Annotated in this window: 22 protein-coding genes and 6 pseudogenes; 13 read left to right on the forward strand and 15 right to left on the reverse strand. The window is 69.2% G+C overall.

What is annotated here, in order from left to right; translation table 11 throughout:
- The first annotated feature begins 2 nt into the window (after nt 1–2).
- Together ABFY07_RS29435 and ABFY07_RS29440 are read left to right on the forward strand one after the other, a co-directional pair.
- Nucleotides 3–1,124, forward strand: a complete 1,122-nt coding sequence (locus tag ABFY07_RS29435) for an acetoin dehydrogenase dihydrolipoyllysine-residue acetyltransferase subunit (RefSeq protein ID WP_346177405.1) — start codon at nt 3–5, stop codon at nt 1,122–1,124.
- A 1,045-nt stretch (nt 1,125–2,169) separates the two neighbouring features.
- Nucleotides 2,170–2,913 (forward strand): FadR/GntR family transcriptional regulator, encoded by a 744-nt coding sequence (locus ABFY07_RS29440; protein WP_346177406.1) that lies wholly within the window; start codon nt 2,170–2,172, stop codon nt 2,911–2,913.
- Between the two features lie 81 nt (nt 2,914–2,994).
- On the opposite strand, the gene ABFY07_RS29445 is transcribed toward ABFY07_RS29440, so the two are convergent.
- Entirely contained in the window at nt 2,995–4,668 is a 1,674-nt protein-coding gene (locus ABFY07_RS29445; protein ID WP_346177407.1) for an L-lactate permease, read from the reverse strand.
- 195 nt (nt 4,669–4,863) lie between these two features.
- Here ABFY07_RS29445 and ABFY07_RS29450 point away from each other — a divergent pair, with 195 nt between their 5' ends.
- The 4 genes and pseudogenes from ABFY07_RS29450 to ABFY07_RS29465 form a co-directional block, all read left to right on the forward strand.
- Nucleotides 4,864–5,637: a (Fe-S)-binding protein gene (locus tag ABFY07_RS29450; RefSeq protein WP_346177408.1), complete on the forward strand. Its 774-nt coding sequence runs from the start codon at nt 4,864–4,866 to the stop codon at nt 5,635–5,637.
- Entirely contained in the window at nt 5,634–7,187 is a 1,554-nt protein-coding gene (locus ABFY07_RS29455; protein ID WP_346177409.1) for a lactate utilization protein B, read from the forward strand. Before ABFY07_RS29450 ends, ABFY07_RS29455 begins: the two co-directional genes overlap by 4 nt.
- Nucleotides 7,184–7,819, forward strand: a complete 636-nt coding sequence (locus ABFY07_RS29460; RefSeq protein ID WP_346177410.1) for a LutC/YkgG family protein — start codon at nt 7,184–7,186, stop codon at nt 7,817–7,819. Before ABFY07_RS29455 ends, ABFY07_RS29460 begins: the two co-directional genes overlap by 4 nt.
- Before the next feature lie 51 nt (nt 7,820–7,870).
- Nucleotides 7,871–8,240 (forward strand): annotated as a pseudogene (locus ABFY07_RS29465) (integrase); the annotation flags it as partial.
- A 171-nt stretch (nt 8,241–8,411) separates the two neighbouring features.
- Here the strand turns inward: ABFY07_RS29465 and ABFY07_RS29470 are convergent.
- The 5 genes and pseudogenes from ABFY07_RS29470 to ABFY07_RS29490 form a co-directional block, all read right to left on the reverse strand.
- Complete coding sequence (locus ABFY07_RS29470) at nt 8,412–8,999, reverse strand: hypothetical protein (RefSeq protein ID WP_346177411.1); 588 nt, start codon at nt 8,997–8,999, stop codon at nt 8,412–8,414.
- A 350-nt stretch (nt 9,000–9,349) separates the two neighbouring features.
- Nucleotides 9,350–9,772 (reverse strand): hypothetical protein, encoded by a 423-nt coding sequence (locus ABFY07_RS29475; protein WP_346177412.1) that lies wholly within the window; start codon nt 9,770–9,772, stop codon nt 9,350–9,352.
- Between the two features lie 218 nt (nt 9,773–9,990).
- Nucleotides 9,991–10,176: pseudogene (locus tag ABFY07_RS29480) on the reverse strand (aldo/keto reductase); the annotation flags it as partial.
- Nucleotides 10,177–10,413: 237 nt separating this feature from the next.
- Nucleotides 10,414–10,986, reverse strand: a complete 573-nt coding sequence (locus ABFY07_RS29485) for an AAA family ATPase (protein ID WP_346177413.1) — start codon at nt 10,984–10,986, stop codon at nt 10,414–10,416.
- Nucleotides 10,987–11,592: 606 nt separating this feature from the next.
- Nucleotides 11,593–12,441, reverse strand: a pseudogene (locus tag ABFY07_RS29490) (DUF4158 domain-containing protein); the annotation flags it as partial.
- Nucleotides 12,442–12,815: 374 nt separating this feature from the next.
- Between ABFY07_RS29490 and ABFY07_RS29495 the strand changes: the two are divergent.
- From ABFY07_RS29495 to ABFY07_RS29505, 3 genes and pseudogenes are all read left to right on the forward strand, one after another.
- The gene (locus ABFY07_RS29495; RefSeq protein WP_346177414.1) at nt 12,816–12,986 is read left to right on the forward strand and encodes a hypothetical protein; all 171 of its coding nucleotides are present in this window, start codon (nt 12,816–12,818) and stop codon (nt 12,984–12,986) included.
- Nucleotides 12,983–13,150 (forward strand): hypothetical protein, encoded by a 168-nt coding sequence (locus tag ABFY07_RS29500; protein ID WP_346177415.1) that lies wholly within the window; start codon nt 12,983–12,985, stop codon nt 13,148–13,150. The genes ABFY07_RS29495 and ABFY07_RS29500 overlap by 4 nt, the downstream gene beginning before the upstream one ends.
- Nucleotides 13,151–13,156: 6 nt before the next feature.
- Nucleotides 13,157–13,258: pseudogene (locus tag ABFY07_RS29505) on the forward strand (integrase); the annotation flags it as partial.
- A 204-nt stretch (nt 13,259–13,462) separates the two neighbouring features.
- On the opposite strand, the pseudogene ABFY07_RS29510 reads toward ABFY07_RS29505, so the two are convergent.
- From ABFY07_RS29510 to ABFY07_RS29525, 4 genes and pseudogenes are all read right to left on the reverse strand, one after another.
- A pseudogene (locus ABFY07_RS29510) lies at nt 13,463–13,740 on the reverse strand (transposase); the annotation flags it as partial.
- Between the two features lie 33 nt (nt 13,741–13,773).
- Entirely contained in the window at nt 13,774–15,045 is a 1,272-nt protein-coding gene (locus ABFY07_RS29515) for an MFS transporter (protein ID WP_346177416.1), read from the reverse strand.
- A gap of 228 nt (nt 15,046–15,273) precedes the next feature.
- Nucleotides 15,274–16,866, reverse strand: coding sequence for an N-acyl-D-amino-acid deacylase family protein (locus tag ABFY07_RS29520; protein WP_346177417.1), 1,593 nt, complete (start codon nt 16,864–16,866; stop codon nt 15,274–15,276).
- Nucleotides 16,867–17,022: 156 nt separating this feature from the next.
- Nucleotides 17,023–18,657, reverse strand: coding sequence for a PucR family transcriptional regulator (locus ABFY07_RS29525; protein WP_346177418.1), 1,635 nt, complete (start codon nt 18,655–18,657; stop codon nt 17,023–17,025).
- Between the two features lie 404 nt (nt 18,658–19,061).
- On the opposite strand from ABFY07_RS29525, the gene ABFY07_RS29530 reads away from it, so the two are divergent.
- On the forward strand, nt 19,062–19,805 hold the full coding sequence (locus ABFY07_RS29530) for a gamma-glutamyl-gamma-aminobutyrate hydrolase family protein (RefSeq protein WP_346177419.1): 744 nt from the start codon (nt 19,062–19,064) through the stop codon (nt 19,803–19,805).
- Nucleotides 19,806–19,966: 161 nt separating this feature from the next.
- Nucleotides 19,967–21,277: a type III PLP-dependent enzyme domain-containing protein gene (locus ABFY07_RS29535; protein WP_346177420.1), complete on the forward strand. Its 1,311-nt coding sequence runs from the start codon at nt 19,967–19,969 to the stop codon at nt 21,275–21,277.
- Between the two features lie 761 nt (nt 21,278–22,038).
- Here the strand turns inward: ABFY07_RS29535 and ABFY07_RS29540 are convergent.
- Both ABFY07_RS29540 and ABFY07_RS29545 read right to left on the reverse strand, forming a co-directional pair.
- Nucleotides 22,039–22,188: pseudogene (locus ABFY07_RS29540) on the reverse strand (integrase); the annotation flags it as partial.
- Nucleotides 22,189–22,483: 295 nt separating this feature from the next.
- On the reverse strand, nt 22,484–23,437 hold the full coding sequence (locus ABFY07_RS29545) for a GlxA family transcriptional regulator (RefSeq protein WP_346177421.1): 954 nt from the start codon (nt 23,435–23,437) through the stop codon (nt 22,484–22,486).
- A gap of 88 nt (nt 23,438–23,525) precedes the next feature.
- Between ABFY07_RS29545 and ABFY07_RS29550 the strand changes: the two genes are divergently transcribed.
- Nucleotides 23,526–24,248 (forward strand): DJ-1/PfpI family protein, encoded by a 723-nt coding sequence (locus tag ABFY07_RS29550; RefSeq protein ID WP_346177422.1) that lies wholly within the window; start codon nt 23,526–23,528, stop codon nt 24,246–24,248.
- A gap of 39 nt (nt 24,249–24,287) precedes the next feature.
- On the opposite strand, the gene ABFY07_RS29555 is transcribed toward ABFY07_RS29550, so the two are convergent.
- The 3 genes from ABFY07_RS29555 to ABFY07_RS29565 all read right to left on the reverse strand — a co-directional run bounded on the left by ABFY07_RS29555 (nt 24,288) and on the right by ABFY07_RS29565 (nt 25,339).
- On the reverse strand, nt 24,288–24,452 hold the full coding sequence (locus ABFY07_RS29555) for a hypothetical protein (RefSeq protein ID WP_346177430.1): 165 nt from the start codon (nt 24,450–24,452) through the stop codon (nt 24,288–24,290).
- 143 nt (nt 24,453–24,595) lie between these two features.
- Nucleotides 24,596–24,835 (reverse strand): integrase core domain-containing protein, encoded by a 240-nt coding sequence (locus ABFY07_RS29560; protein WP_346177429.1) that lies wholly within the window; start codon nt 24,833–24,835, stop codon nt 24,596–24,598.
- Nucleotides 24,836–25,339 (reverse strand): hypothetical protein, encoded by a 504-nt coding sequence (locus tag ABFY07_RS29565; protein ID WP_346177423.1) that lies wholly within the window; start codon nt 25,337–25,339, stop codon nt 24,836–24,838.
- A gap of 177 nt (nt 25,340–25,516) precedes the next feature.
- Between ABFY07_RS29565 and ABFY07_RS29570 the strand changes: the two genes are divergently transcribed.
- The coding region (locus tag ABFY07_RS29570) for a CPBP family intramembrane glutamic endopeptidase (RefSeq protein ID WP_346177424.1) at nt 25,517–26,004 on the forward strand (488 nt) is incomplete at its 3' end.

Consider the following 26,004-nt stretch of genomic DNA (forward strand, 5'->3'; position numbering starts at 1 on the left):
CTGTGAGCACCCAAGACACCATTACGCAGGTCACCATGCCCAAGTGGGGCCTGTCGATGAAAAGCGGCAAGATCACTCACTGGTTCGTGGCCGAGGGCGACGAGGTCGCCGAGGGCGACGAGCTGGCCGACATCGACACCGACAAGATCACCGGGGCGCTCGAGTCGCCGGGATCGGGTGTCGTGCGGCGGATCATCGCCGAGGTGAACGAGGACGCCCCCGTCGGCGGCACCATCGCGCTGATCGCTCCGGCCGACGTGCCCGAGGAACTGATCGACGAGGCCGCCCGCGCGGCGCGCGAGGGACTGGACTCCGGCGCGGTCGACGAGGTCGCCGGGCCTGCCCTCGGGGCAGTGCGGGTGGACGGCCGTACCCTCTCCTACGCGACCCGCGGCACCGCGGAGGAGACCGTGCTGCTCGTGCACGGCTACGGCGGCGACAAGAACTCCTGGCTCTTCGTACAGGAACCGCTGTCGGCCCGTGCCACCGTTCACGCGATCGACCTGCTCGGCCACGGCGAGTCCACCAAGGACGTCGGTGACGGTTCCCTCGACACCCTCGCCGGTGCGCTGGTCGGTTTCCTCGAACAGCAGGGCCTCGAACACGTCCACTTGGTCGGGCACTCACTCGGCGGCGCCGTGGTCACGGCTGTCGCCGCGCGCGAACCTGGCAAGATCGCATCGCTGACCCTCGTCGCACCTGTCGGCTACGGCGACCAGATCAACGCCGACTATCTGCGCGGATTCGCCCGCGCCTCCTCACGGCGGGAACTCAAGCCGTATCTGACCCATCTGTTCGCCGACCCGGGACAAGTCACCCGGCAACTCGCCGACGACCTGATGAAGTACAAGCGCCTCGACGGCGTACAGCAGGCGCTCGACAGCCTGCTCGGCACGCTTCTCGATGGCGACCGCCCCGGAATCGACGCCGCCAGTCTGCTCCAGCAATTCGCGGGCCCGGTAAGAGTGGTGTGGGGCCGCGCGGACCAGGTACTGCCGGCGGCCAACGCAGTTGCTTTGGAAGGCCGCGCCCAGGTCACCTATGTCGACGCCGCGGGGCACATGGTGCACATGGAACAGCCCTCTGCCGTGGTCGACGCCGTGGCCGGGGCCCTGGACGGCTGAGGATACGAGTCATCGTCGTCTGCCGGAGGAAGATGACATGCCTCCGGCAGACCCCCGCATCACCCTCGGTACTCCGCAGCAAGACAGCCCGAACGCGCCCCAGCGCCAAGCGACCACGCCCTGGACCGGCGCTCTGCCCTCCGGGTCTGACGAGACGACCCTGGACATTACGGAGTCGACCACCTTCGGGCCCCCGTGGCCCCCTCGGGCCGGGACCCGGCTGACCGGACCAGCACCCGGGGAACTGGTCGCGGCGGCACATCCGTCGTGCTCCCGCGTGCAGTTGTCCGCGCTGCCGGGGCCGTCACAGGGGCACTCGGCCGGCTCGGTCAGCGATCAGGCGCCGAATGAGCCGCTCCGGTCCACCGCCCGCACCGCAGCGCAGCGCGCATCCCAGCAGACTTGGCGCCCGTTCGTCCGCTCGCAGGCCCGTACGCTGCTCGCTTGCGACTTCCTGCACGTGGAGACGATCTTCCTCAGACGTCTCTACGTCTTCTTCGTCATGGAGACTGCCACGCGGCGCGTCCCTGTCCTGGGCGTCACCGCCCACCCGACCGGTCGCGGTCAGGACCGCCGCCGCCTTGCCGGTCACCGCCGGCGATGGTCCCCCGAGCCAGCGCATCGGCGTGCTGTCCGCGATGCTCCGCGACGGCACCTTCCACGAACCAGGAACCCCGCACCTCGCTTGACGAAAGACATAGCCCCCCGTCACACCAGGGCGTCGGCACCGGCCGCACCGCTGCCGACGGCGCGCATCGGACCGTACCCGCACCATCACACACTGTTCGCTCTCGTCGATCCGGACGCCCGGCCCCTGCCCCGCGTCATGGCCGGCCTGCGCAACCTCGCCCTAGGCACCCATCGCCAGGAGGGCCACACCGACATCGCCGCCGCACTCCGCCGCACTGCCCGCGACTACCGGCCGCCCTCGGCCGCCCTCGGCCGCCCTCGGCCGCGTCGGCTGCACCGTGGCGGTTTTGGTCGGACCACATGGGATGTGTGACATAGTCGTGCCAGGACCTTTGGCGAGAGAGGGAAGTACCTCATGGCCGTCGAGTGGGAGCCCGTCCGGCAGTCCCGTACCCACGAACTGGTGCTCGAGCGCATCGAGGCACGGGTGGTGGCCGGTGAGCTCAAGGCGGGTGACCGGTTGCCGCCCGAGCGGGAGCTGGCGCCGGTGCTCGGCGTCAGCCGGTCCGCACTGCGCGAGGCGCTGCGCGTGCTGGAGACGATCGGCGTACTGGTCGCCCAGTCCGGTCGAGGACCGGACGCCGGGGCACGGATCGTGCGCCATCCCGATGACGCGCTCGGCCGACTGCTGCGCCTGCATTTCGCGTTGGGCAGCTACAGCCTGGAGGACGTGCTGGAGGCGCGGGTCACGCTGGAGCGTTCCAGCTTCCAGGCCGCCGCCGACCACGCCTCGGCGAAGGATCTCGAGGAGGCGGAGACCCTCCTGTGGAGGATGCGGGCGCCCGGCGTCGAGGTCGCGGAGTTCAACGATCTCGACACCCGGTTCCACGTGCTGATCGCCCGAAGCTCCGGCAACCGACTGACATCCACCCTCACCGCGGCCGTGCGCGAGTCCGTGCGTCCGCTGATTCTGCGGGCCCTGGAGACGGTCGAGGACTGGCCGGCCGCGGCGGCCGCCCTGAACGACCAGCATGTGGAACTGCTGCGTCTGGTGCGGGCCGGCCAGGGCGCGGAGGCGGCTGATCTGGTCGAGAAGCACATCCGCGGATTCCACGGCACGCTGGTCGACGGAACCAAGCCGGAGCGCGGCGGCGAGTAGCGCGGCGGGAAGCTCCGCCGCCGCACAGGGCCGTGGTGCGTGTGGGGGCCGGGACGCGACGCCCCCACGCCTCAGGTGCTCCTACGGCAGCATCCAGGAGAGAACCGGCAGCGACTGCAGGTAGACCAGCAGTCCCAGCACCGCGAGCATCGCGACGCTGTAGGCGACGACCTTGCGCAGCAGGATCCGTTCGGAGCCGGGCTGTCCCACCGCGGTCGCCGCGATGGTCAGGTTCTGCGGGCTGACCAGCTTGCCGACCACGCCGCCTGAGGTGTTCGCGGCCACCAGCAGGGTCGGGTCGATGCCCGCGCTCTTGCCCGCGGTCTGCTGGAGAGTCGCGAACAGGGCGTTCGCCGAGGTGTCGGAGCCGGTGACGGCGGTGCCGAGCCAGCCGAGGGCGGGCGAGAGGAGCGCGAAGATTCCGCCGACCGTGGCGAGCCAGGTGCCGATGGTGACCGTCTGACCGGACTGGTTCATGACATAGCTCAGTGCCAGCACGGTGGCGACCGTGGCTATGGCCGTGCGCATGTTTCTGACGGTGCGACCCGCGGCGAGCAGTCCGGCGCGGGCGGACATCGGGAACCGGTCGCCGTCGCTCGCGCGGCTGTAGACGAGCGTCACCAGAAGGCCGGAGACGATCAGCAGGGTGCCCGGGTTGCCGAGGACCTCCAGCTTGTAGACCGCGCTGGCGGCCGGGGAACCGTCGCCGGCGAGCAGATTGCCGTACAGGCCGGGCCACTGGAACTCGACCTTGACCTCGCTGAGCAGCGCGGGGACGTCGAGCCCGCCGGCCTTGAGCTTGGCCAGCGCGAAGACCGCGATCACCAGGAGGTACGGCAGGACGGCCAGGCTCACCCGGCGCGGGGTCAGCGGCTCGGGCTCGACCTGGGAGCGTTGGTCGTCGGGGGTCTTCGGCGTCCAGAACCGCAGCATGATCACCGCGGCCGCGAAGCCGGCCAGCGCGGAGACCACGTCGGTGAGTTCGTAGGCGAAGTGCGACGCGCACCAGAACTGGGCCGCGGCGAAGACGAGTCCGGTGACCAGGGCGATGGGCCACAGTTGCCGGAAACCGCGCACCCCGTCGACGAGGAAGAGCAACAGCATCGGGACGAAGACGGCGAGCAGCGGTGTCTGCCGGCCGACAACCGCAGCGATGTCCTCGGGCGCGATGCCGGTCAGGTTGCCGGCCGTGGTGACGGGGATGGCCATGGCGCCGAAGGCCACCGGTGCCGTGTTGGCGACCAGGACGGTCATGGCCGCCTTGAGCCTGGGCAGGCCGATCGCCATCAGCATTGCGGCGGTGATGGCGACGGGCGCGCCGAAGCCGGCCAGTGCCTCGAGGAGGCCGCCGAAGCAGAAGGCGATGAGCATCGCCTGGACGCGCAGATCGCCGCGGCCTATCGCGCTGAAGGCGCGGCGCAGGTCCTCGAACCGGTTGCTGACGACGGTGAGTTCATAGAACCAGATGGCGGCGACGACGATCAGCATCACCGGGAACAAGCCGAAGGCCATGCCCTGGGTGGCGGACAGGACACCGAGCCCGACCGGCATCCCGTAGCCGAGCACCGCGGTCAGCAGCGCGGTGAGCAGGGCGCCGAGGGCGGACTGGAGCGCGGAGCGCTTGGCCGCCATCAGCAGCAGAAAGAAGACCGCGAGCGGCACGAGACCGAGCAAGGCGGTGGCGGTGAGACTGCCCCCGACGGCGGTCACGTCAGGGGTGTAGGCCGCGAGGACGGCCGGTGGCGCTGTGAACACGTACGTGCTCCTCCTTGAGTACGGGTGTTGCGGGGCCGCCGCCGTCGGTGTCCCGTCCCCGCCGGCCATGCCCATGGTTCTGCCGAAGCGGCATCAGTAGGACACCAATGACCTCGCATGTCAATAAGGTCGGACCGAAGTATGGCCAAGGAATCGGTCTGTGCCTACTATGGTCGGACCGAACTAGGAGGCTCCATGCGCGTCGGACTCTTCGCCACCTGCCTGGGGGACACTCTGTTCCCCGACGCGGTGAAGGCGACCGCGGTGCTGCTCGTCAGGCTGGGCCACGACGTGGTGTTTCCGCCGGAGCAGACCTGCTGCGGTCAGATGCACGTCAACACCGGCTACCAACGCGAACCGGTCCCGCTGGTGCGGGGCTTCGCCGAGCAGTTCGGCGACCCGTCGATCGACGCGGTGGTCATGCCGTCCGGATCCTGCGCGGGCTCGGTGCGCCACCAGCACGAGATCGTGGCCGAGCGGTACGGGGACGCGGCTCTGCGCGCCGGGGTCGCCACCGTCAAGGCCAAGACCTACGAGCTGTCGGAGTTCCTCGTCGATGTGCTCGGCGCGACCGACGTCGGAGCCTGGTTCCCGCACCGGGTGACCTACCACCCGACCTGCCACTCGCTGCGGATGCTGCGGGTGGGCGACAGGCCGCTGACTCTGCTGCGCGCAGTCGACGGCATCGACCTGGTGGAGCTGCCCCAGGCCGACGCCTGCTGCGGCTTCGGCGGCACCTTCGCGGTCAAGAACGCGGACACGTCCAGTGCCATGCTCCAGGACAAGATGCACAACGTGCTGTCCACCGGCGCGGACGTGTGCACGGCAGGCGACTCCTCCTGCCTGATGCACATCGGCGGCGGCCTGTCCCGCATCAGGGCCGGGACCCACACCCTGCACCTGGCGCAGATCCTCGCCTCCACCCGCACCTCGCCCTGCCTGCTCCCGGAACCGGAGGCCGCCCGATGAGCAGCACCTTCCTCGGCATGCCCACCGCCCCGCCCCGCTCCCCGTACGGGACCGGCAATCTGCGCGGCGACCGGAAGTTCCCCCGGGCCGCCCACGACGAGCTGCGCAACGAGCAGCTGCGCGGCAACCTCCGCAGGGCCACCCACACCATCCGCGCCAAGCGGCTCGCCGTCACTGGTGAACTGCCCGACTGGGAGCAGCTGCGCGACGCGGGCTCGGCGATCAAGACGGACGCCATGAACCGGCTGCCCGAGCTGCTCGAACAGCTGGAGCGGAAGGTCACCGAGCACGGCGGCACCGTCCACTGGGCGCGCGACGGTGTCGAGGCCAACGAGATCGTCACCCGCCTGGTCCAGGAGACCGGCAGCGACGAGGTCATCAAGGTCAAATCGATGGCCACCCAGGAGATCGGCCTCAACGAGCACCTCGCCACCCATGGCATCACGGCGTACGAGACGGACCTCGCCGAGCTGATCGTGCAGCTCGCCGACGACAAGCCGTCGCACATTCTGGTCCCGGCGATCCACCGCAACCGCCACGAGGTCAGGGACATCTTCCGCGCGGCCATCCCGGGCGTCGACCCCGATCTCGACTCCGTACCGGCCCATCTGGCCGCCGCGGCCCGGGCCTATCTGCGTCAGAAGTTCATGACGGTCCCGGTGGCCGTCTCCGGCGCCAACTTCGGCATCGCCGAGACCGGCACCCTGTCGGTGGTCGAGTCAGAGGGCAACGGCCGCATGTGCCTGACGATGCCCGACACCCTGATCACCGTCATGGGCATCGAGAAGGTGCTGCCGCGTTACCAGGATCTGGAGGTCTTCCTGCAGCTGCTGCCGCGCTCCTCGACCGGTGAGCGGATGAACCCGTACACCTCGATGTGGACCGGCGTGACCCCGGGCGACGGCCCGCAGGCGTTCCACCTGGTGCTCCTCGACAACGGGCGCACCGCGGCGCTCGCCGACCGGATCGGGCGCGAGGCACTCAACTGCATCCGCTGTTCCGCCTGCCTCAACGTCTGCCCGGTGTACGAGCGGGCCGGCGGTCACGCCTACGGATCGACCTACCCAGGACCCATCGGCTCGGTGCTCACCCCGCAGCTCGCCGGGATGCACGCTGCGAAGAACGACCCGAACAGCTCGCTGCCGTACGCCTCCAGCCTGTGCGGCGCCTGCTTCGACGCCTGCCCGGTGAAGATCGACATCCCGTCTCTCCTGGTCGAGCTGAGGCACCAGCACACCGCGCGGACCGGCACCACGGCGGAGAAGCTGGCGATGAAGGCCGCAGCGGCTGTCATGAAGCGGCCCGCACTGTTCACCGCCGCACAGAAGGCCGCCGGACCCGTCGGCAGGCTGGTGGCCGGACGGGACCGGAAGATCTCGCGGCTCCCGGCCCCGTTCGACGGCTGGACCGAAAGCCGGGACATCCCGGCCCCGCCCAGGCAGACCTTCCGCTCCTGGCTGGCGTCCGAGGAGGGCGAGGCCACCCTGCGGGCCGCCGCCGACGAGGGTGCCCGACGGGGAAGAGACTCCCGTGAGGAGGAGAACCGGTGACCGCTGCCGCACGTGAGACGGTGCTCGGACGTGTCCGGGACGCCCTCGCCCTCTCCACCCCGGCGGAGGCGACGGTCCCGCGTGAGTACCGCACCGGCCGTGCCCTGACCGACGACGAACGACTCGCGCTCTTCGTGGACCGCCTGGCCGACTACAAGGCGCGCGTGCGCACGTGCACTGCCGACCGCACCCCGGCTGTGATCGCCGAGGTGCTGTGCGAGCGCGGAGCACGCAGGACCGGTGTGCCCGCCGGCCTCGACGCGGCCTGGCTCGCCGCCTACAACGGCGAAGTCCATTGGGACTCCGTGGAAATCCCGGCCCACCGACTGGGCGAACTGGACGGGGTGGTGACCGCGTCCGCGGTCAGCTGCGCGGATACCGGCACGATCTTCCTGGACGGCTCCCCCGATCAGGGCCGGCGCGCGCTGTCTCTCGTCCCCGACCTGCACGTCTGCGTCGTCGACCTGTCGTCGGTGGTGGCCGGTGTGCCGGAGGCGGTCGCCCGGCTGGTCCCGGAGCGCCCGACGACGCTGATCAGTGGGCCGTCGGCCACGTCCGACATCGAGCTGGAGCGCGTCGAGGGTGTGCACGGCCCGCGCACCCTGGTGGTGGTGATCCGCACCGACGTATGAGTCCCGGCCGCTCGCTCCCGCCCGGCAACCGTCACCTCGCGCCCGGCGCGCCTGAAGGGTGTCAATACCGGCAAGGACGCCGAGGTCCTCGCCCTCCGCCACCGGATCACCCTGCTGGAACGCCAACTCGGCAAGCGGAGAGCCCGGTTCACCCCGAGCGACCTGGCATTCCCGGCGGCGCTGCTGCACTGGCTGCCACGGCAGGTCTGCGGATGTCACGGCTGCTCGTACGTCCCGACGCGGTACTGCGTTGGCACCGCAACCTCGTCAAACGCCGCCATGCCGCCTCCTGCCTGCCCGAACGCCCGGGACGACCACGCGCGTGCGCTCCCTCCGCGCCCTGGTGCTGCGGCTGGCGAAGGAGAACCCGAGCTGGGGGTGCCGACGCCTGCATGGCGAGTTGCTCGTGCTGGGGGCGAAGAAGGGCAAAGTCAGACGAAAAGCGCGGGCAGGCGGACAAACCCCCTCGGAAACAACGCCGGAGTGTGACGGCCGCACCGGGCCAGGGAAGCGGCGGACACCCGGTCCGCCGCCCCAGGGCTTGCTGACGCGCGGTCAGTCGCCGTCGGGCGGCAGTGGCACGTCGTACGCATTACGGAGGGGACGCGGTCACCACGATGCGCAGGGTGCCATCGGCCAGTACCTTCGCCGGGCGGCCACCCACCGAAGTCGATCGGCTCTGCCGCCACTTGGCCGACCCGGACGGATCGTCGGAGTCCTCATCAGAGATTGCGTCGGCAAGCGCCGCCGGAGTCAGCCGGGACAGCTCGGCCAGGCCGGTCACACCGTGCGGAGGGTCGGCCACCCAGGTGTTCGCCAGCGCGTCGGCGCTGCCCGGCTCGTGCCCGAACCACCACTGCCGGTTGCCGCGCAGAAGGGTTCGCTCCGGGCTGACCGCGAGCTCCGCGAGCGCCCCCGAGTCACGGCTCAGGGTTCCGTACGCGGTGCCGTCGCGGGCCACCGTCAGACGGAAGTCGGCGATCGCGCCGTTGCCGTCCACCGTGGTCCCCGCATAGGTGACCCCACGCCAGGCGCGCAGGCTCTTCGTGGCCGCAGAGGCCAGCTGCGGGGGTGTCTTCTCCTCCTCCCGCGGCCAGAGCACAAAGGTCGTCAGACCCGCGATGAGCACCACGACCAGTACCAGGACGCCCCAACGCCAATCACGGCGGAGGGAGTGCATGAGCCGGGTACCCGCTCCGCCCGGCCGGGACGCCTGACTGTCCGGCGGCGATTGGGAGGGGTGCGGCGCCTGCGGGGGGCGTGGGGGCACGGGGGCAGCGGTGGTGGTGGGGTCGGTTGGTCGGAGGGTGCTGATGCGCCGTCCCTGTCCCTTGCGTCCACTGCCCCCCAGTCCCGGGACCCCGGCGATGCCACCTGGCCCTGGCATGATGGTCAATTTCCACGGCAGCGGCACCCTGGGCCTCGACTCAGCACACGCCCGCGCAGTCCTGGCCGCAGCACCCACCCCAGCGGCGTGGCCTTGTGGGAGCGCCAGGGATCCCGGCGGCGGCCGCGGGGACCCACCCCAGGTCAATCCTCCAGCATCGCCGCTCCGTACCCCACCGGCGCCGACAGGAACAGGAAGAGCCAGTCGCGGTCCTGGGCCTCCGTTTTGAACAGGCGCGCCGCCCCGCTGGTGTCGCTGGTGAAGAGGTGCCAGGCGTCGCTGAAGTCACCTCCGTACCGAGCCACGGCGATCAGACAGAGGCCGAGGAGCGTGCCCAGGTAGGTGCCGAGCGGGGTGGCCAAGGCGCAGGTGACGGCGACGGACTGGCTGTGGTTACTGTAGTTTCCGGCGATGAGGCCGGTGACTCCGGCCATCACCAAGGCGCCCCACGTCATCAGCTGTGCCTGGTCCTTGATGACATAGGCCCAGACCAAGGACAGGCCGACCGTCATGCCAAGTGCGATCAGGATGCCTGTGCCCTCGTCGTCGTTGCTCGACTCGCTCATCCCGTCCCCCTTGAGATGCGGCGTCCTCTGCAACCAGGGGCGCGCCTGTGACCGCGCACCAGCATAGACAAGGACCTGGGCTTGAGCAGTTCCCCGGAAGAACAAGGGCTTCAGAGGCGGCCGGCCCGTCAGCCACGATTCCGGTCTCTACAAGGAGCGGAACACCGTCGAGGTGCTCCGGCCGTCGCGGCGCAAGGCTTGTCGCCGGGGGCGCATCCGACTTTCGGGGCGAGGAACGCCCGTTCGCGGCGGCCGGCGAGCGCCCGGCCCACCGGTTCCGCGTTGGTGTGGGGACCGTAGGCGTCGGCGGTGTCGACGAGGTCGGCGCCGATGTCGAGGGCGCGGTGGACCACGGCGATCGAGGCGTCGTCGTCGCGGTCGCCGGGGTCGTAGGCGTATGACATGCCCGTGCGGCCCAGGCCGACGACTCCCGTCGAGGCGCCTTCCGGACCGATCCGCAGGGTGCGCAACGCGCGTCCTTCCTGTGACGAGGGGACGCAGGCGTGGGGGTGTTGCTGAGGGTGCCGGACTGAGGGTGGCGGAGGGCGCGGGCAGATGCCGGACAGGGCGGTCGCCGGCCGGCCCGGGCTCCCGGGCGTGGCCCGGGGGCCCGGTGGGTGCGATCCGGCCCGTCGGCGTGATCAGCGGACGGCGCCCTCGGTCCAGGCGCGCTTGAGGATCTCGTCGACGGTCTCGTCGACCGTCTGGTGCGAGGTGTCGAGCCACAGCCCGATGGGGGGCGTACCGTCCCGGAGCACCTTGTCCAGGTCCTTGGGCTGCCAGTCAGGTCCGTAACCCGTCTTGGAGCGCTTCTCCTCGCGCAGGGCCACTACGTCCGGGTCGGGGGCCAGCACGACGACGGCCAGCGGGCGGCTCCGGATCATCCGGGTGATCTCGGCCAGGTGCTCACCGAGGAGGACGTCCTGCAGCACGGCCGTGAACCCGGCCTCGGCATAGGCGTCCGCGCACGTGGCGGCCAGCCTGTGCCGCAAGCGGAGTTGGGCGACGGCCTCCGGCGGGGCCTCGGCGGTCATGTGCGCCTGGCCGTTGACGATCATACGGCGGAAGGTGTCGCCGCGTACGTGCGCCGAACGGGGCAGGCGCTCGGCGAGGGCCTGCGCGACAGTGGACTTGCCCGCCGCGGAGATGCCCGAGACGACGATGACGCCGGGGGTCCCGTCATCGGGGGCGGCGGGGCTGGTGTTGTCGGTCATGGACGGATGGAATTCCTCTCGTGTGCGTGGAGTGGGCGCCGGGCGCCCGGCGACGCCGAGCCGCAGGCGCTTTCGGGGACCAGCAGGTCCATCGAGGCCGGGCGTCGTGGGGAAACACCCCAGGTCCCCGGGCGGGGTCCCACTTCCGCCGGGCCGCAGGACCCGGGCGGACCCCGCCAGGTAGTTTTCCATCTCGACCGGGAGCGGATGGCTGATCAGCCCCCAGCGCGGCGACGTCGAAGGCCGCGTCGTCGGCGGGGAAGCGGCTGGGAGACCCAGCGGCACCGCCTCGGCGTACACTCCGTGTTCGGGCAGCGCGGTCAGCGGGGGGCGGGTGAGAACCGGTCCGGTCACGACAACTCTGTCCGCGCCCACGGCGCGTCAGTCAAGGCCAACGACCAGGTGATCGGAGAGAAACGGCCTGACTCCGGCTGTATCCCGGGGCGTCGTCAGCAACGGGTCATGGTGACCGTCATCGGCTCCCTGCGCCACCCGATTGCGGTGTCGGCGGCGGCACCGGGCTGAAGAATCGTCGCCGACGTGCGGGGAGGCGTTGAACTCGGCGACCGGGCAGTGCGGGTCCGATACATCATCCGCGCAGCTCAGCTCGGAGGTGGTGTCGAACACGACCTGGAAGGCGGTCGCCGGCTTCGCCGACGCCCGCTCCACCCGCGGCAGCGTCTTCAGCTTCCCCTTCGCGCTCTCGCGCTCCGCCCTGGCCAGCAGCTTCGTCGGATCAGCACCTCCAGCAGGTCCAGCGTCGTCCACCGCCCGCGAGGTCAGGTAGACGGTGGTGGCCAGCAGCGTCGCCAGCCGGCGGGCGCTGGAGTGCCGGCGCAGCAGCGACGCCTTGCCGTCCACCCCGTAGCGCGACAGCTCCGCCAGCCGCCCCGGCGGTATCCCCGGCACGTCCACGGCGCCCATCCCGAGGGCGGCGATCTCCTCCACCCGCTCCAACGCCCGCTTCATCTGCGGGCCCGACACCCGCACCGGCCCCCGGCGCAGCCGGTCCAGCTCCGAGACCCGTTCACCCGGCGGCACGGTCAGCAGGGAGTCCGGCACCGCTCGCTGCCCCACGCTGAGCATCCCGTACAGGGTGTCCCACAGCCGCTGGTTCGCCGCCTCCCGCACCGACCCCACCAGCCGGGCCAGACGGCTGGCTCCCGGCAGCAGCACCCGGCCCTCGCGCAGCCGCCCCGCCGCCGCGCCGAACAACGCCTTCGGCCCGTCCCCCGTCGTCCACGCCCGCGCGTCCAGCCAGCCCGTCAGCTCCTCGCGGACCTCCGCGAAGTCCCGCCAGCCCCCGGCCTCCTGGATTTCACCGGCGTGCGTACGGGCCGTACCGTCCCGCTCGCCGTAGAGCTTCAGGCACGAGGCGTCCTCGATGTCCAACTGCCCGGCCAGGTACTCGGCCACCTCCGCCGGCACCTGCCGCGGGTCCGGCATGAACCGGCCCCCACGCTCGCCAGAGCGTGTCCGGAAACCGAAGTGTCGTCCTTGAAAGCCAGGACGGGCTCCTGTTCGGAGCCGAGCAGGGGTAGCTCCGGAGTAACGTCGTATCGGCGTACAGAAGGAGCTATGACTTCTCGTGGTCGATCGTTGCCGTTGGCGTTGACGATGTCCCAGGTGTCTCTGTAGCCGGTCAGGGCAAACCGGCCGCCCTTGGCGTCAAGGACCGTAGTTTCGCACGAGGTGTTGTCGGATCGGTAACTGCGTAGGATCCGCCGATCCGCCACTCGTATCGTCTGGTACAGGGCTTTGGTCGAGGACTCGCTCTCCCCTCGATGGCAGGTGATGGCCACGGTTCCGTCCCCCGACACACCACTGTATTGGCCATCCCCTCATGGGCCGTATTCGTCGCCATCGAGCGGCACCCGGAACGCGGCGCCCGCCTCCGGGAACTAGAGCGGATTATCGATACGGCCGAACAGGACCCAACGGCGGCCATCCACGAAATTCAGCAGATCCGCAAGACCGCGGAGGCCGAGGCGGGGCTGTGACCGACTGGATCTGGGAGTACAACCCGAGCGAGGAGTACGTCGCCGACGGACTTGCGCCAGGCGTCGTGGCAGAGGTCGAGCGGTTGGCGACCGAACTCGCCGCGCTGGGAGTCGACGCGGCGAAGGTGGGTCGACCCTTCTGCAACATCACCTGGTACGGATGAGCTTCCCGTCGTCCGGGCCGGCCACCGAAACCAGAGGCCCTGCGGCAACTGGTCGTGCGTCTGGCGCGGGAGAACCCCGGGTGGGGATACCGCCGCATTCACGGAGAATACGCGCCGTGGGTAGAGGTCCACGAACACACCTGCGGGTGTCGAGCTGACGAACTTCGCCACGGCCGCGGTACCGGCTACGAGCCCCGCTTGCCCTGCCGAACCGCTGGTTTTCAGGATAAGCAAGGGAACCGCGATGGTCAGCAGGTAACTGCCGATGTTGGATGCCGCCGCGCCCAACCACACACCTGGTAGTCACGGCGGCAGCCAGTGCTTGGCGCCCTCGCTGCCGTCACCGGCCCACAGCCCAAGAATCTCCCGCCGGCCCTCGGTGGTGACGGCGAGGGCCACGTAGACCGGCCGGTTGGCCACCGCACCGTCGCGGATCTTCACGTGGATGGCGTCGATGAAGCCACCGGATGGACAGCGTCCAGGGGCCGACTCTGCCATGCGGTCATGCCCTCCAGCACCTTGTCGGTGATGGTGGAAATGGTCTGGCGGGAGACCTCGGCCAGGTGGGCCTGGACCTCGCCGGTGGTCAGGCTCCAGGGCGGACTCCGGCAGCCGCCTGTCGGTCAGGCGTGCGCGAAGTCGGTCCGCAGCTCTTCGGGCCGCTGGGGTGCCCAGAGTACGGCTGCGATGGCGACAACGACGCCGAAGATGAGGAAGGCGAAGGCCGCGGCGAAGGAAACGTGGTCCGCCAGCAGGCCCATGATGAACGGTGCGACAGCACCGGCGAGCTGGCCGCCCATGTTGATGAGTGCGCTGGCGCGGCCGACGACGCCGCGGGGCAGCATCCGCAACGGCAGTCCGAAGATCGGCATGAAACTCAGGAAGAGGACGAGCATGGCGAACGACTGATAGGTGATGAACATGGTCGTGGACGTCGCGTATGCCATGAACAGCAGCAGCACGCCGCCGATCGCGCAGGACGGGATAATCAGCAGCCGGTGTCGTCCATAGAAGTAGCGGTCGAAGAGGACGCCTCCAACGATCATGCTGACGGTTGCGCAAAAGTTCGGAATCGAGGCGAGAGCTCCAGAAGCCGTGACGGATACTCCGCGTTCCGTCTGCAGGTAGCTGGGCACCCAGGAGAGCAGTCCCCAGACCACCAGGTCGAAGCCGCCGAACAGGAGGGTGAACCGCCACAGTGCTCCGCTGCGCAGAAGCTGCGCCGTGCTGACGTCTGTGGTGGCAGATGTCGTCAGGACGCGCTCGCCGTCGCCTTCCGCGACGGTCGGCTCGGGGAGTGGGGCTGGCAGGGCCCACCAGATGACCACGGCCATGAGGAACCCGGCTCCGGCCACGGCGAGGAAGGTGTGCCTCCAGCCGACGGCGGTGATCACTGGAGCGGCGATGAGCGGGGCGAGCGCGGCTCCCAGCGTATTGGCGCTGGTGACGATTCCGTTTGCGGTCATCCGGTTGTGCGGTTGTGTGCGTTCGGCGACTGCCTTCATAGAGGCTCCGGGGTACAACCCCTCAGTGACGCCGAACAGTGCCCGCACTATCAGAAGCATGCCGAAAGAGGACACCAGCCCGGTCAATCCGGTGAAGAGGGACCAGGCGACCATCGCGCCGATCATGGTTCTCTTTGCCCCGATCCGGTCTGCCAGGAACCCGCCGGGCAGCTGGAAGAGGGCATATATGGCGAAGAAGACCGTGAGGATCAGGCCCTGCTGGGTGTGGTCAAGGCCGAATTCTTTGGCCAGGCTGGGGAGAGCGGTAGTGATCGCGAGCCTGTCGACGTAATTAACGATCCAGGCGACGAACAGGATCGTGACAGAGACGGTGGTGATGCGCTTGGCGTTCAGGGATGGCCTAGCGGCGACTGCGGGGGATGCGGACATGGCCGTTTCTCCATATGACTGCGGGGACTTTACCGAAGCGGCTCACTGGCGCTTCCGAGGGCTTGGGCCGGCGCGGAAACAGGCGTCCTGGCTCTGGGAAATGGCGGTGGCGGAGTGGTACGCGTGCCGTGTGCCGACCGCACACCGGCGCCGGGGGGCCGTGATACAGGTTTCTGGTGTGTTTCGGTTGGAGCGGTGGCTGGCCTGACCCAGGAAGCGCCGCCCAGGTCAGGCTGCAGGGGTGAGGCGGCGTCCACGCCGCGGACCGAGGTAGGAATTGTCCGCCACGGTCACGTGTCCCTGCTGCATGACCCAGGAGATACCGCACGGGGGGCGCACCGGGTCACGGTAGTCGGTTTCATGGTTGATGGAGCCGGCATCGAAGGCGACAAGGTCGGCGATGTAGCCAGCACGAATCAGCCCGCGTTCAGGGATGCCGAACACTTGGCAGGGCAGCGAGGTCATCCGGCGGATCGCCTCGCCGAGTGGAAGCACGTGGTGCTTGCGCACGTACTCGCCAAGGATCCGTGGGAAGGTTCCGAACATCCGCGGGTGCGGCTTGCCCCCAGTGCCGGGAGGCAGGCCATCGGTGCCCACCATCGTGTCGCGGTCCGCGAAGGCCGTACGAACGTCGTCCTCATCCATGGCGAACAGCACCATGGTGGCCTGAAGGCGTTCCTCCCGCAGAATACGCACGTAGGTATCCAGCGGGCTGCAACCCTCGGCACGGGCGATCTCCCCGAGGGTGTGGCCGTCGTACCGATGACTCTGAGAGTGGGCAATCATGATCCCGTCCCAGCCGACCGCCTCTGCATTGCTCTCCCAGCCGGGCACCCCTGACTTCATGAGTGCGGCCAGCCGCTCGCGCTCCGAGGCGGATTCGAGCCGAGCCAGGACACCTTCGTTGCCGTCGGCGAGGAAAGGCGGTGGCAGCAGCGCGGTAAGCATCGTCGAACTCGCTGCGTAGGGGTAGATGTCCTTGGTCACCCGTACTCCCCGGTCGGCGGCGTGGTGGATACGCCCGAGTGCCTCGGACATGCGGCCCCACTGCGGGCGGCCCATGGCCTTCAGATGCGAGATGTGCACGCGACAGCCGCTCTGCTCACCGATGCCGAGCGTTTCGTCGATCGAGGAGAACAGAAGGGAACCCTCACCGCGCATGTGGGTGGCGTAGGGGCGGTCGGGACCAAGACACCGGGCCAGTTGCACCAGCTCGTCGCTCTCGCTGAAGACAGCCGGTGGATAGATCAGTCCCGTGGACATCCCGAATGCTCCGCCTTCGAGTGCCCGCTCCAGTTCCCGGCACATCGTCCGCATCTGCGCGGCATCCGGAGTGATGGCGGCCGTGCCGAGGACGGCGATGCGCAGGGTGCCGTGGCCGACGAGCGGGGCCACGTTGGTGACGTAACCACGGCCGTCCGTGACGGCGGTGAACTCGTCCCAGTCAGACCAGGTGAAGTCCATCCGTGGGTAGATGCGCCGGGTGAACGATGCAAAATCCTGAGCGGAAGCGGGTCGAACGGGGGCCAGTGAGAAGCCGCAGTTGCCGGTCACCTCTGTGGTGATGCCTTGAAGGATCTTGCTGGTGTCGTCCTCGGCGAGCAAGGGGGCGTTGTCGGCGTGAGAGTGGACGTCGATGAAGCCAGGTGCCACCACGAGCCCGGACGCATCCAGTACGGGAACGTGATCGACGGAGATCCTCCCGGGAGCGTCGACAGCCGTGATCCGGCCACTGCGTATCAGCACGTCTGCGGGGACCGGCTCAGCGCCCGTTCCATCGGCGACGGTCCCTCCCCTGATCAGCACGTCTCTGGCCTGCATGGTGGGCACCTCCATGGTGCGCGTGGACGGAAGTACGTGAACAGCCGCTGACAGCGACGTGTCATTCGCGGGTCACGTGAGGTGTGGCCAAGTCTGAGGGCCCCCGGGCAAGGTGTCTTTTGCCGTGCAACAAAAAGGACGCGTTGTGATTGTCGCTCACGCCAAAGGCTGTGCGACTACCTCGTTCAGCCGCAGCTGCAGGTGAGCCAGGAGCATCTGGTCCGCGTCCTCGAAGTCCAGCCCCGACACTTCACGGATCCGCCGCAGCCGGTAGCGCAGTGTGTTGACGTGCACGCGCAGGTGCAGGGCCGCCTCGTCGGCCACCGATCCCGCGGTCAGAAAGGTGGCGAGAGTCCTGGTGAGGACGCCGTCGGGGCCGTCATGGGCGGTAAGGCGGCGCAGCGGACCAGTAACCCGTGGGAGATCAAGTGACTGTGCGATGTCACCGAGGTGCTGGAGCATCACCGGCAGCGCCATGTCCTCCACGGTGGCCACGGAGCGCAGGGGCTCCGCCTGGCCCAGCGCTCGCAGCACCGCATCAGCCTGAAGCCGTGCGACAGGGATGTCCCCTGGTGCGGCAGCGGGCCAGGCGGCGGCCGCCAGGTAGCCCGGACCGGGGCCGGCAGGGGAGCGTGCGAGGAAGTCCTCCGCCAGGGACCGGGCCGCCGCCAGGGCCTCTTCCGCCCCGAGCCTGGGCCAGGCGGCCAGCACGTACACAGCCCTGTCGCCCCGTACTGCCAGGGCCGAGGGGTGCACGGCAGAGAGATAGAGGGTCAGCACCTCCTCGAGTCTGCGCAGGTTCGCGGCAGCGGCGGCACTCTCGGGGGAGGCGGTCTCACCCGCTGTGGGCGAGGCGCTCTTCCGCGGCCGCAGGCCCACAGCGAGCACACAGAACGGACCCTTCTCCAGCCCCGCCTCGCGTGCTGCGCCGGCCCCGGCTGCGCCGCCCGCGAGCATGGCGGCGGCGAGTTCGCGGCGCTGCTGGCGGGCCCAGGGGGAGCTGTCCGCGCGCATGTTGGCCAGGTGCAGGGCGACAACCGGTGTGAACAGCTCCAGCCAGCGAGCGTGCTCCGTGGGCAGGGGCCCATTGGTCACCGCCCAGACATAGCCCAGAACCTCGGAACCCGCGCGCACCGCGACAGCGACCCGCGGCAGCATCGTCGGCTCATACGGTTCGACATACACCGGCGCAGTGGAGGCATTGAGCCGCTGGAAGACGCCGCTGTCGGCCAGCTTGCGCACCCGCCACGGTCGCACCGCACGACCCAGGATGGTTTCCACCCGGGACTCGTCGGCCTTCTCCTGCCCCGCTGACCAGGCAAGGACGGCAGAGGTAGCGTCCTCGATGGTGACCGGGGCGTGGATCACCATGCTCATTGTGTTGGCTATTGCAAATAGATCGCTGGTGGCCCCGGCAGGTTCCCATTGTGCCCGCGCGAAGTCCTGGATCCGCTGGCGGATGATCGTTGCGACGTGCATCCAGGAGGCGTCCCGGTTCACCTCCACGACCGGCACCGGGCAGTCGACCGCCTCAGGCGGCAGGGGCGACTTCACCGCCAGTCCGCACACACCGGCACGCCGGGCTTCCCGTCCGAGGCTGACAAGCTCACTCCCCGACACCAGCCCGACACAGAGCACCAGACAGCCCGCCTCCAACCCCACCGTGTCGGATGGATCGTGGATCAGCACCCCGGTCAGAGGCTCTGCTGCTTCATTGCGATCGACGGCAAGGCGCAGCAGCGGCTGACCGATGTCCGCTATCAAGCGCTCCAAGGTCAGGTTGTTCTCCATGTCCGGAAAGTACTGCACTTTGTCCCCAGGACCCAACGACCGAGGCGAACTTTGCTCTGCCCGACAAAAGATCGGAAGACTTGGTCCGGCAGGCTACGTAGCATGGTCGTGAACGTGGACATGCCGGAACAAACGGCGACGAAAAGCTGCGGGCGGCACGTCACCGCTGTCGGGTGTGCACCCACCCAAGCCGGGGCCCGGGACGGTGCGCCGGCGATAGGTCAACGGGCGCGACACCACAGTCCCTCGGCGTCGTCAGGCGCTGTGCTGCGTCCGCTCGACGCCCCACTGAGATCCTCGGGACGCACGGCCTTGTCGACAGCGGCCACCCACTCCAGGCCCTCAAGGCCGTTCAGGCATGCGCGGCTCCGCGTAACCCCTTGACATACGAATGAAAGGCCACCATGTCTTCTGCTGTCCCTCGCCCACTGATCGCCGTCACCTTGGGACACGACCTGCCCGAACAACCGGCCACCCTGCGACTGCCCAGAAGCTACGTGCGGGCACTGGCGAGAGCAGGTGCGACACCGATCGCCGTCCCGCCGGGCGTCGACGGTCCATGTACCCGTCAGGTGATGGAGCAGGTCGACGGTCTTTTCCTCCCCGGCGGAGTCGATCCGCATCCGCGATCATTCGGTGAAGAGGTGCACCCGAAGACCACCATCGACGAAGAGCTTGATGCTCTGGAACTGAATGCGATCACCTGTGCCGTGAGCATGGGCATGCCCATCCTCGGAGTCTGCCGGGGAAGCCAGATTCTCAATGTCGCCTTGGGCGGCAGCCTGATACAGCACCTGGAACCAGGGACGATCAACCACTACCGCCCCGACCTGCCGTTGTCCACGGAGGTGCACGAGGTGCGCCTGGCAGACGACTCGCGCCTGGCCAAACTGTCGGGCACGCAACTGCTGCGCGTGAACAGCCTGCACCATCAGGCAATTTCCAGGCCGGCACCGGCACTCCGAGTGGTGGCCCAATCGGAAGACGGCCTCGCCGAAGCCGTCGAGGCCCTGGACCCAGCACGATGGATGATCGGCGTGCAGTATCACCCGGAAGAACTCCTCAACCACGAGGCGCACAGCAGCCTTTTCGACGACTTCGTCTCAGCCTGCTCCGAGTTCGCAAGCAAACGCCGCGGAACCGCCTGACGTCCGCAGTCGGCGCTTTCCGCGACCTTGGCCACCCTCCAATGAGAGGGAGCGGGTTGCCGATCCGACGCAATCGGAACCATGCCACGCACTCGGTCGCGATCAAGGACTGCCTCCAGCCACCCCCACCTCTCCCCCGCTTACCACCCTAGGAATTGACAATGACCAAAACACAGTCGGCGAGGCGTCGCGAGCTGATTCTGCGAAGCGCAGTACAGCAACGACTCCTCGAGCCCGACCACGCCGTGCTTGCCGGCTTCGTCGACCTGGACGGCGTCCTCGCCAGCATCACCAACCTCCACGGCGCCTTCCCGGCCTCCCTGAACGTCATGCACACCGTCGCCGCGAAGGCGAACTGCCTCGTCCCCGTACTGGAAGCGTTCTCCCGCAACGGAATGGGCTGCGAAGTGGCGAGCCCAGGTGAGCTCGCCCAGGCACTTGCCGCCGGCTTCGCCCCGGAACGGATCGTCTATGACTCCCCGTCAAAGACGCGCGCCGAACTGGCTCAAGCTGTCGAATTGGGCGTCGCTGTCAACGCAGACAACTTCCAAGAGCTCGAGCGCATGGACAGCATCCTTGCCGGCCGGGCCAGCGACTCACGCATCGGAGTACGGATCAATCCGCAGGTCGGTAGCGGGGACATCGCCGAGATGAGCACCGCCACCCTGACCTCCAAGTTCGGAATCGCCTTGGAAGACGACGGAAACAGGCGACGGCTCGTACAGGCATTCCAGGACCGCCCATGGCTTACATGGCTCCACGCCCACGTAGGATCACAAGGATGCCCACAGGAGCTGATGGCCGAGGGTATCACCAAAACGGTGGCCCTGGCCGAGGAGATCAACGCATCCCTAGGGCGTCGTCAAGTCGTCGGCATCGACATAGGCGGCGGACTGCCCGTCAACTTCACCAGCGACGACACCGCTCCTACCTTTGATGAGTACGTAGAACGCCTGCGTGCCTACGCCCCTGCGCTGTTCAGCGGGGCATACCAGATCATCACCGAATTCGGGCGGTCCCTGCTCGCCAAGAACGGATTCACCGCCGCGTACGTCGAATACACCAAGACCTCGGGCGGGCGTCGCATAGCCATCACTCACGCCGGAGCCCAGGTCGCCGCCAGGACCGTCTTCATGCCTGACTCCTGGCCGATCCGGATCACCGCACACAACCCGTCCGGGCACCTCAAAGAGGGAGCGACAGCACCCCAGGACATCGCAGGACCGTGCTGTTTCGCGGGCGATGTCGTGGCTCAGGCCCGGTTGCTTCCCGTTCTTGAGCCCGGAGACATTGTGACGCTCCTTGACACAGGCGCTTACTACTTTTCAACTCCTTTCCATTACAACAGCCTTCCCGACCCAGCTGTGTACGCCGTGCGCACCAATCCAGACGGCGAGGTGAAGTTCGATCTCGTCCGACGCGCAGAGAGCATCCAGGAGCTTCTTGACCGAACCGGTGCGCACCAGATGTAAAGGACAGAGTGGAAGCGGGGGCGGGCGATACCGAGGGCTTGCCGCGGCGAGGACGACACCACGGTGACCGAGGGACTGCGCCGCGCCGCCGGGGAACTGCGCGCCCTGCTCACCGACCTGCCGCTGCCCACCGATTCCGCCAAGCAGGCGCTGGCCGCCACTCAGCCCCGGTTCTCCTGCGTCGGGACCGGCGCCGATGCGGCCACCGCGCTGACCGGCGCGCTGATCGCCAAAGAGGCCGGCTCCGTGGCGGCCGAGGGTTATGCCTGCGGCGCCTTCCGGCACGGCCCGCTGGAACTCTGCGGGTCCCGGCCTGACCGTGCTGCTCTTCGGCACCGGCGACAACCGCGTCCTCCCAGGCCCTCAGCGCGGACCTCGGCGCCGGACCGGTCTCGGACCGCGTCGACCGACCGGCACAGCTCGTCACCGGTCTACCGCCATGCTGGTCGACGGCTGTCCGGTACCTGGTCTGGACGGGGCCCACCCCGAGGGCGGCCATCTTCCGATAACCGCCGACCCGGCCGTCTGCTACTGCGGTTGACCGGTTGCTGGGAGCAGGCCGCCTCCCGCAGCGCCTTGCTAACGATGCTCCGCGCCCGCCTCGGCGAGGACCATTGCGGGTGCCGATAAATCATCCACGCAGGTCGAGGCCTGATCACGGATCTTCGGCGCTCCCACCCCGGGGGCTTCACCTACGCAGGGCCCCGGCGGCATCATGATCTGTCGTGCTGCTGCGTCCGGCCTACCTCGCCCCTACCAACGAACTTTCTGTCACGATCCCGGATGAGGAACTGGAAGCACCCAGCTCTGTCCTCGAGGTCCATGAGCAGGTTGCGGGCGAGCTGAGTGACCCATGCGCCCGTAGGGCGGGCGGTGAAACCCAGGACATGAACGCGCCGAGTCTTGATCTGCCACCTGTGACTGCGGGCCGGACCGCCTCGCGGGCAGGGCTCAGCCGGTGGGCAGCATCCGCAGGCGCGGGCCACGCCGGCCGGGCCCGGCGCAGTATGCCCGCGGCAACGAAGCCGGGCGAACCATCCGTGCCCTCAAGGGCTTGCGCGTGGTGGCCATGCGACAACGGGGGCTAGCTACGCTAGGCGGGGCCCCGGTCGCCGCGCACCTCGTTTGTGAGCCGGTGAATCCCCACATCGGGTCAGCCGCCGACGCCACCCCGCGCCCCGCGCCCCGTGCCCAGGCGCAACAGCTTCAGCCGTGCCGGGCCGCCCGCCGGTACGCCGACGGCGTGGTCGCGAACAGATCGGCGAAGGCCTGCCGCAGCGTCTCGGTGGTTCGCAGTCCGCACTGGCGGGCGATGGCGGTGAGCGGCAGGCTGGTGGCGGCCAGCAGCTGGGCGGCGGCTTCGGCGCGCACGGCGCGCACGTGCCGGGCGGGCGTGGTGCCGAGCTCCGCGGCGAACAGCCGGGTGAGGTGACGCGGGCTCACCCCGGCGAATCGCGCCAGCGTGGCAGCGTCGAGGTCGGCGTCCAGGTGGGCGGTGATGTGTTCGCAGACCTCCCGGACCAGCCGGTGGTCGGGCGGCGGCGCCGCCACGTGCATGCTCACCTGCGCCTGGTTGCCCGGCCGCTGCAGGTACGCGACCAGCAACCGGGCCACCTCGCGGGCCAGCGCCGGGCCGTGGTCCTGCTCCACCAGGGCGAGCGTGAGGTCGATCGCGCTGGTGACGCCCGCCGAGGTATGGACATTGCCGTCGGAGACGAACAGCGACGCGGGGTCCACGGTGACGGCCGGGTACCGGGTGGCCAGCTCCGCCGCCCACGTCCAGTGCGTGGTCGCCCGGCGCCGGTCCAGCAGGCCGGCCGCGGCCAGCAGGGTGGCGCCCGTGCACACCGAGACCACCCGGCGGCTGAGCCCGGCCAGCCGGCGCAGGTGGACGAGCAGCCGGGCGTCCTCGGCAGCGGTCTGATGCCCCGGCCCGCCCGCCACCACCACGCTGTCCAACCGGCCGCCGACCCGCTCCAGGGCGTCGGCGGCGAGGGTGAGGCCGCAGCTCGTCCGCACCGGCAGGCCACCGAGCGAGACCAGCTCGACCCGGTATCCGGGTTCCGCGCCCCAGCGCGTGGCCGTGTCGAACACGCCTGTCGGGCAGGAGATGTCGAGCAGCTCGGTGTCCGGGTAACCGATCACGACCACACGGCGCATCAGCGACTCCTGGCGTCCGGAAGACAGGAATCACAGGATTCCAGACACGGTCCCCGCGACGGCCACTCACCCCGGCAAAGCTGGTGGCATGACAACGACCAGGACCATCGCGTTCGTGCTCTACCCCGGCCTGACCGCCCTCGACTTCGTCGGGCCGCTCCAGGTCATCAGCGCCTTGCAGGAACTCGGGCTCGGCTTCGAGGCCGTCACGGTGGCAGCGGCCCGCGAGCCGCTGCCGACGGACAGCTCGGTGTCCGTAACCGCCTCCCACACCTTCGAGCAGGTGCCCGCGCCGTACGGCCTGATCGTCCCGGGCGGCGGTGCCCCGACCTTCGCCGCCCTCGCGGACGAACAGCTGACCGGCTACGTCCGGCAGGCGGCCCGCGACGCCGAGGTGGTGGCCTCGGTCTGCACCGGCTCGCTGATCCTCGGGGCCGCCGGTCTGCTCGAGGGCCGTGAGGCGGTCACCCACTGGGCTGCCATGCCGATCCTGCGCGCCTTCGGCGCGACGCCCGTGTCCCGGCGCTGGGTCGCGGACGGGCGCGTGCTCACGGCCGCCGGAGTGGCGGCGGGCATCGACATGGCCCTGCACCTGGTCACCGAACTGGTGGGCGAGGATGCCGCCCGGATGATCCAGGCCGCCATCGAGTACGACCCGCAGCCGCCGCTCGGCCCGATCGACTGGGATCGCGTGGACCGCGCGTTCATGGAGTCCGTGATCAGGTCGGCGGCCGAGAAGGGCCTGGCAGACCATCCGGAGCTGCTCGCCCGCCTCACTACGGCCGACGGGGCCCGGAGCGTGTCCCCCTGATGGCCCGGTGTTCCATGTCTCGCGCTCCGCGGCCGGCCGTCACGACGCCTTGAGCACCGCCGCCACGATCGGCCCCGCCGAATCGACGCCGTGGCCGCCCTGAAGGACCAGGCCGGCGGCGGCCACGCCGCCACGGTAGGCGGTGAACCAGCCGTTGGGTGTGGCCTGGCCGCGACCTCGGCGGAGCCGGTCTTCGCGCCGCACGCGCACACGGCCGGCGTTGACGAACTCCTCGAACGGCTCCGAGCCGTCGGCTGAGGCTCCGCCACCGACTTCCGGCTCCTGCTTGCGAAGTTCGAACGGATGGCCGTGAATGTGCCCCTGTGGGTGCCGGAAACGCTGTCAACCTATGCAACCTGCTTGTATTCGCGGATGAGGCCACCAAGTCGATCGCGCCGGGAGACCGATGTGGAGGCGCTGGCTGGCCGCGGTTCAGGTGTGATCAGCGGGTCTGGTGGCCGTTGGCCGAGGGATCGGTGTGGCCGGTGTCTGTTGTAGTGCTCCGCGTACTCATTGACGACGAGGCGGAGATGTCGCTGTCCGGTGATCAGGATGCGGTCGGTGGCCTCGCGGCGACATGATCCGATCTAGCGCTCTGCGATTGAGTTCATCCGGGGTGCCTGGGGCAGTGTCGGGATGACCCGCACGCCGACCGCTTGGAAGACGGCGTCGAAGCTGTCGGTGAAGTACGCGCCGCGGTCCTGGATGAGGAACCTGATCGACTCGGCGCGGTCGCCGAGGTCCATAAGGTAGTTGCGTGCCTGCTGAGCTATCCACGGGCCGGTCGGGTGTCGGGTGATGCCGGCGATGTGCACCCGCCGGGTGCCATGGCCGATGAAGAACAGCACGAACCAGCGCCGCAAGAAGGCGGTGTCGCTGTGGAAGAGGTCGGTGGCCACGATCGCGGAGGCCTGGGCCTTGAGGAAGGTAGCCCAGGAGCGGTCCGTGCGCTGCGGCGACGGGTCGATCCCGGCCTCCTTCAGGATCGACCAGACGGTCGAGGCGGCGACTTCGCGTCCCAGGCCGAGGAGTTCCCCTTGGATGCGGCGGTATCCCCATGCGGGGTTCTCCCGCGCCAAACGCACGACCAACTGCCGCAGCGCCTCTGGTTTCGGTGTCGAGCCGCGAAGGGAGCTGTGCGGCACTGGAGTTGTCCCCCGTGAGAGCTACGTGCAGGTGTCCACCGTGAGGTGACGATTCGCGGGGCGCGGATCCATAGCGTTCTGAGCAGCCGCGGCGCTCCGGTCGCGGGTCCGGTAGGAGTCGTCATGAAACTGGTGTGGCAGATACTGGCTGTGGTGGCGGTCAGCGCGGTCGGTGGTCAGAGCGTCAGCGCGGTGCAGGACAACCCGTGGCTCTCGCTCCTGCTGGGCGGCCTGACAGCGGTGCTGGCGGTGTTTGTCTACCGGTGGGTTGTGGGCCGCACCGAGGGGCGTCCGGTCACGGAGCTGGCCCGGGAGGGCGCGCGGGGGTCGCTGTTCTGGGGGATGGGCATTGGCGTCGTGCTGTTCGGGGGCGTCATCGCGAACCTCGCCTTCCTCGGGGACTACGACGTTCACGGCTTCGGCTCGCTGACGGGTGCGATCGGATTGGGCGGCTTCATGGCTGCCGCCGCCGTGACGGAGGAGGTGATGTTCCGCGGCCTGCTGTTCCGGCTGGTGGAGCGAGGCTTGGGCACGTACGCGGCGTTGGCACTGTCTGGTGTGCTGTTCGGCGCGATGCATCTGTTCAACAAGCATGCAACCCTGCTGGGTGC

The sequence above is a fragment of the Streptomyces sparsogenes subsp. cuspidosporus genome (genome assembly GCF_039532705.1).
Classification (GTDB): domain Bacteria; phylum Actinomycetota; class Actinomycetes; order Streptomycetales; family Streptomycetaceae; genus Streptomyces; species Streptomyces sparsogenes.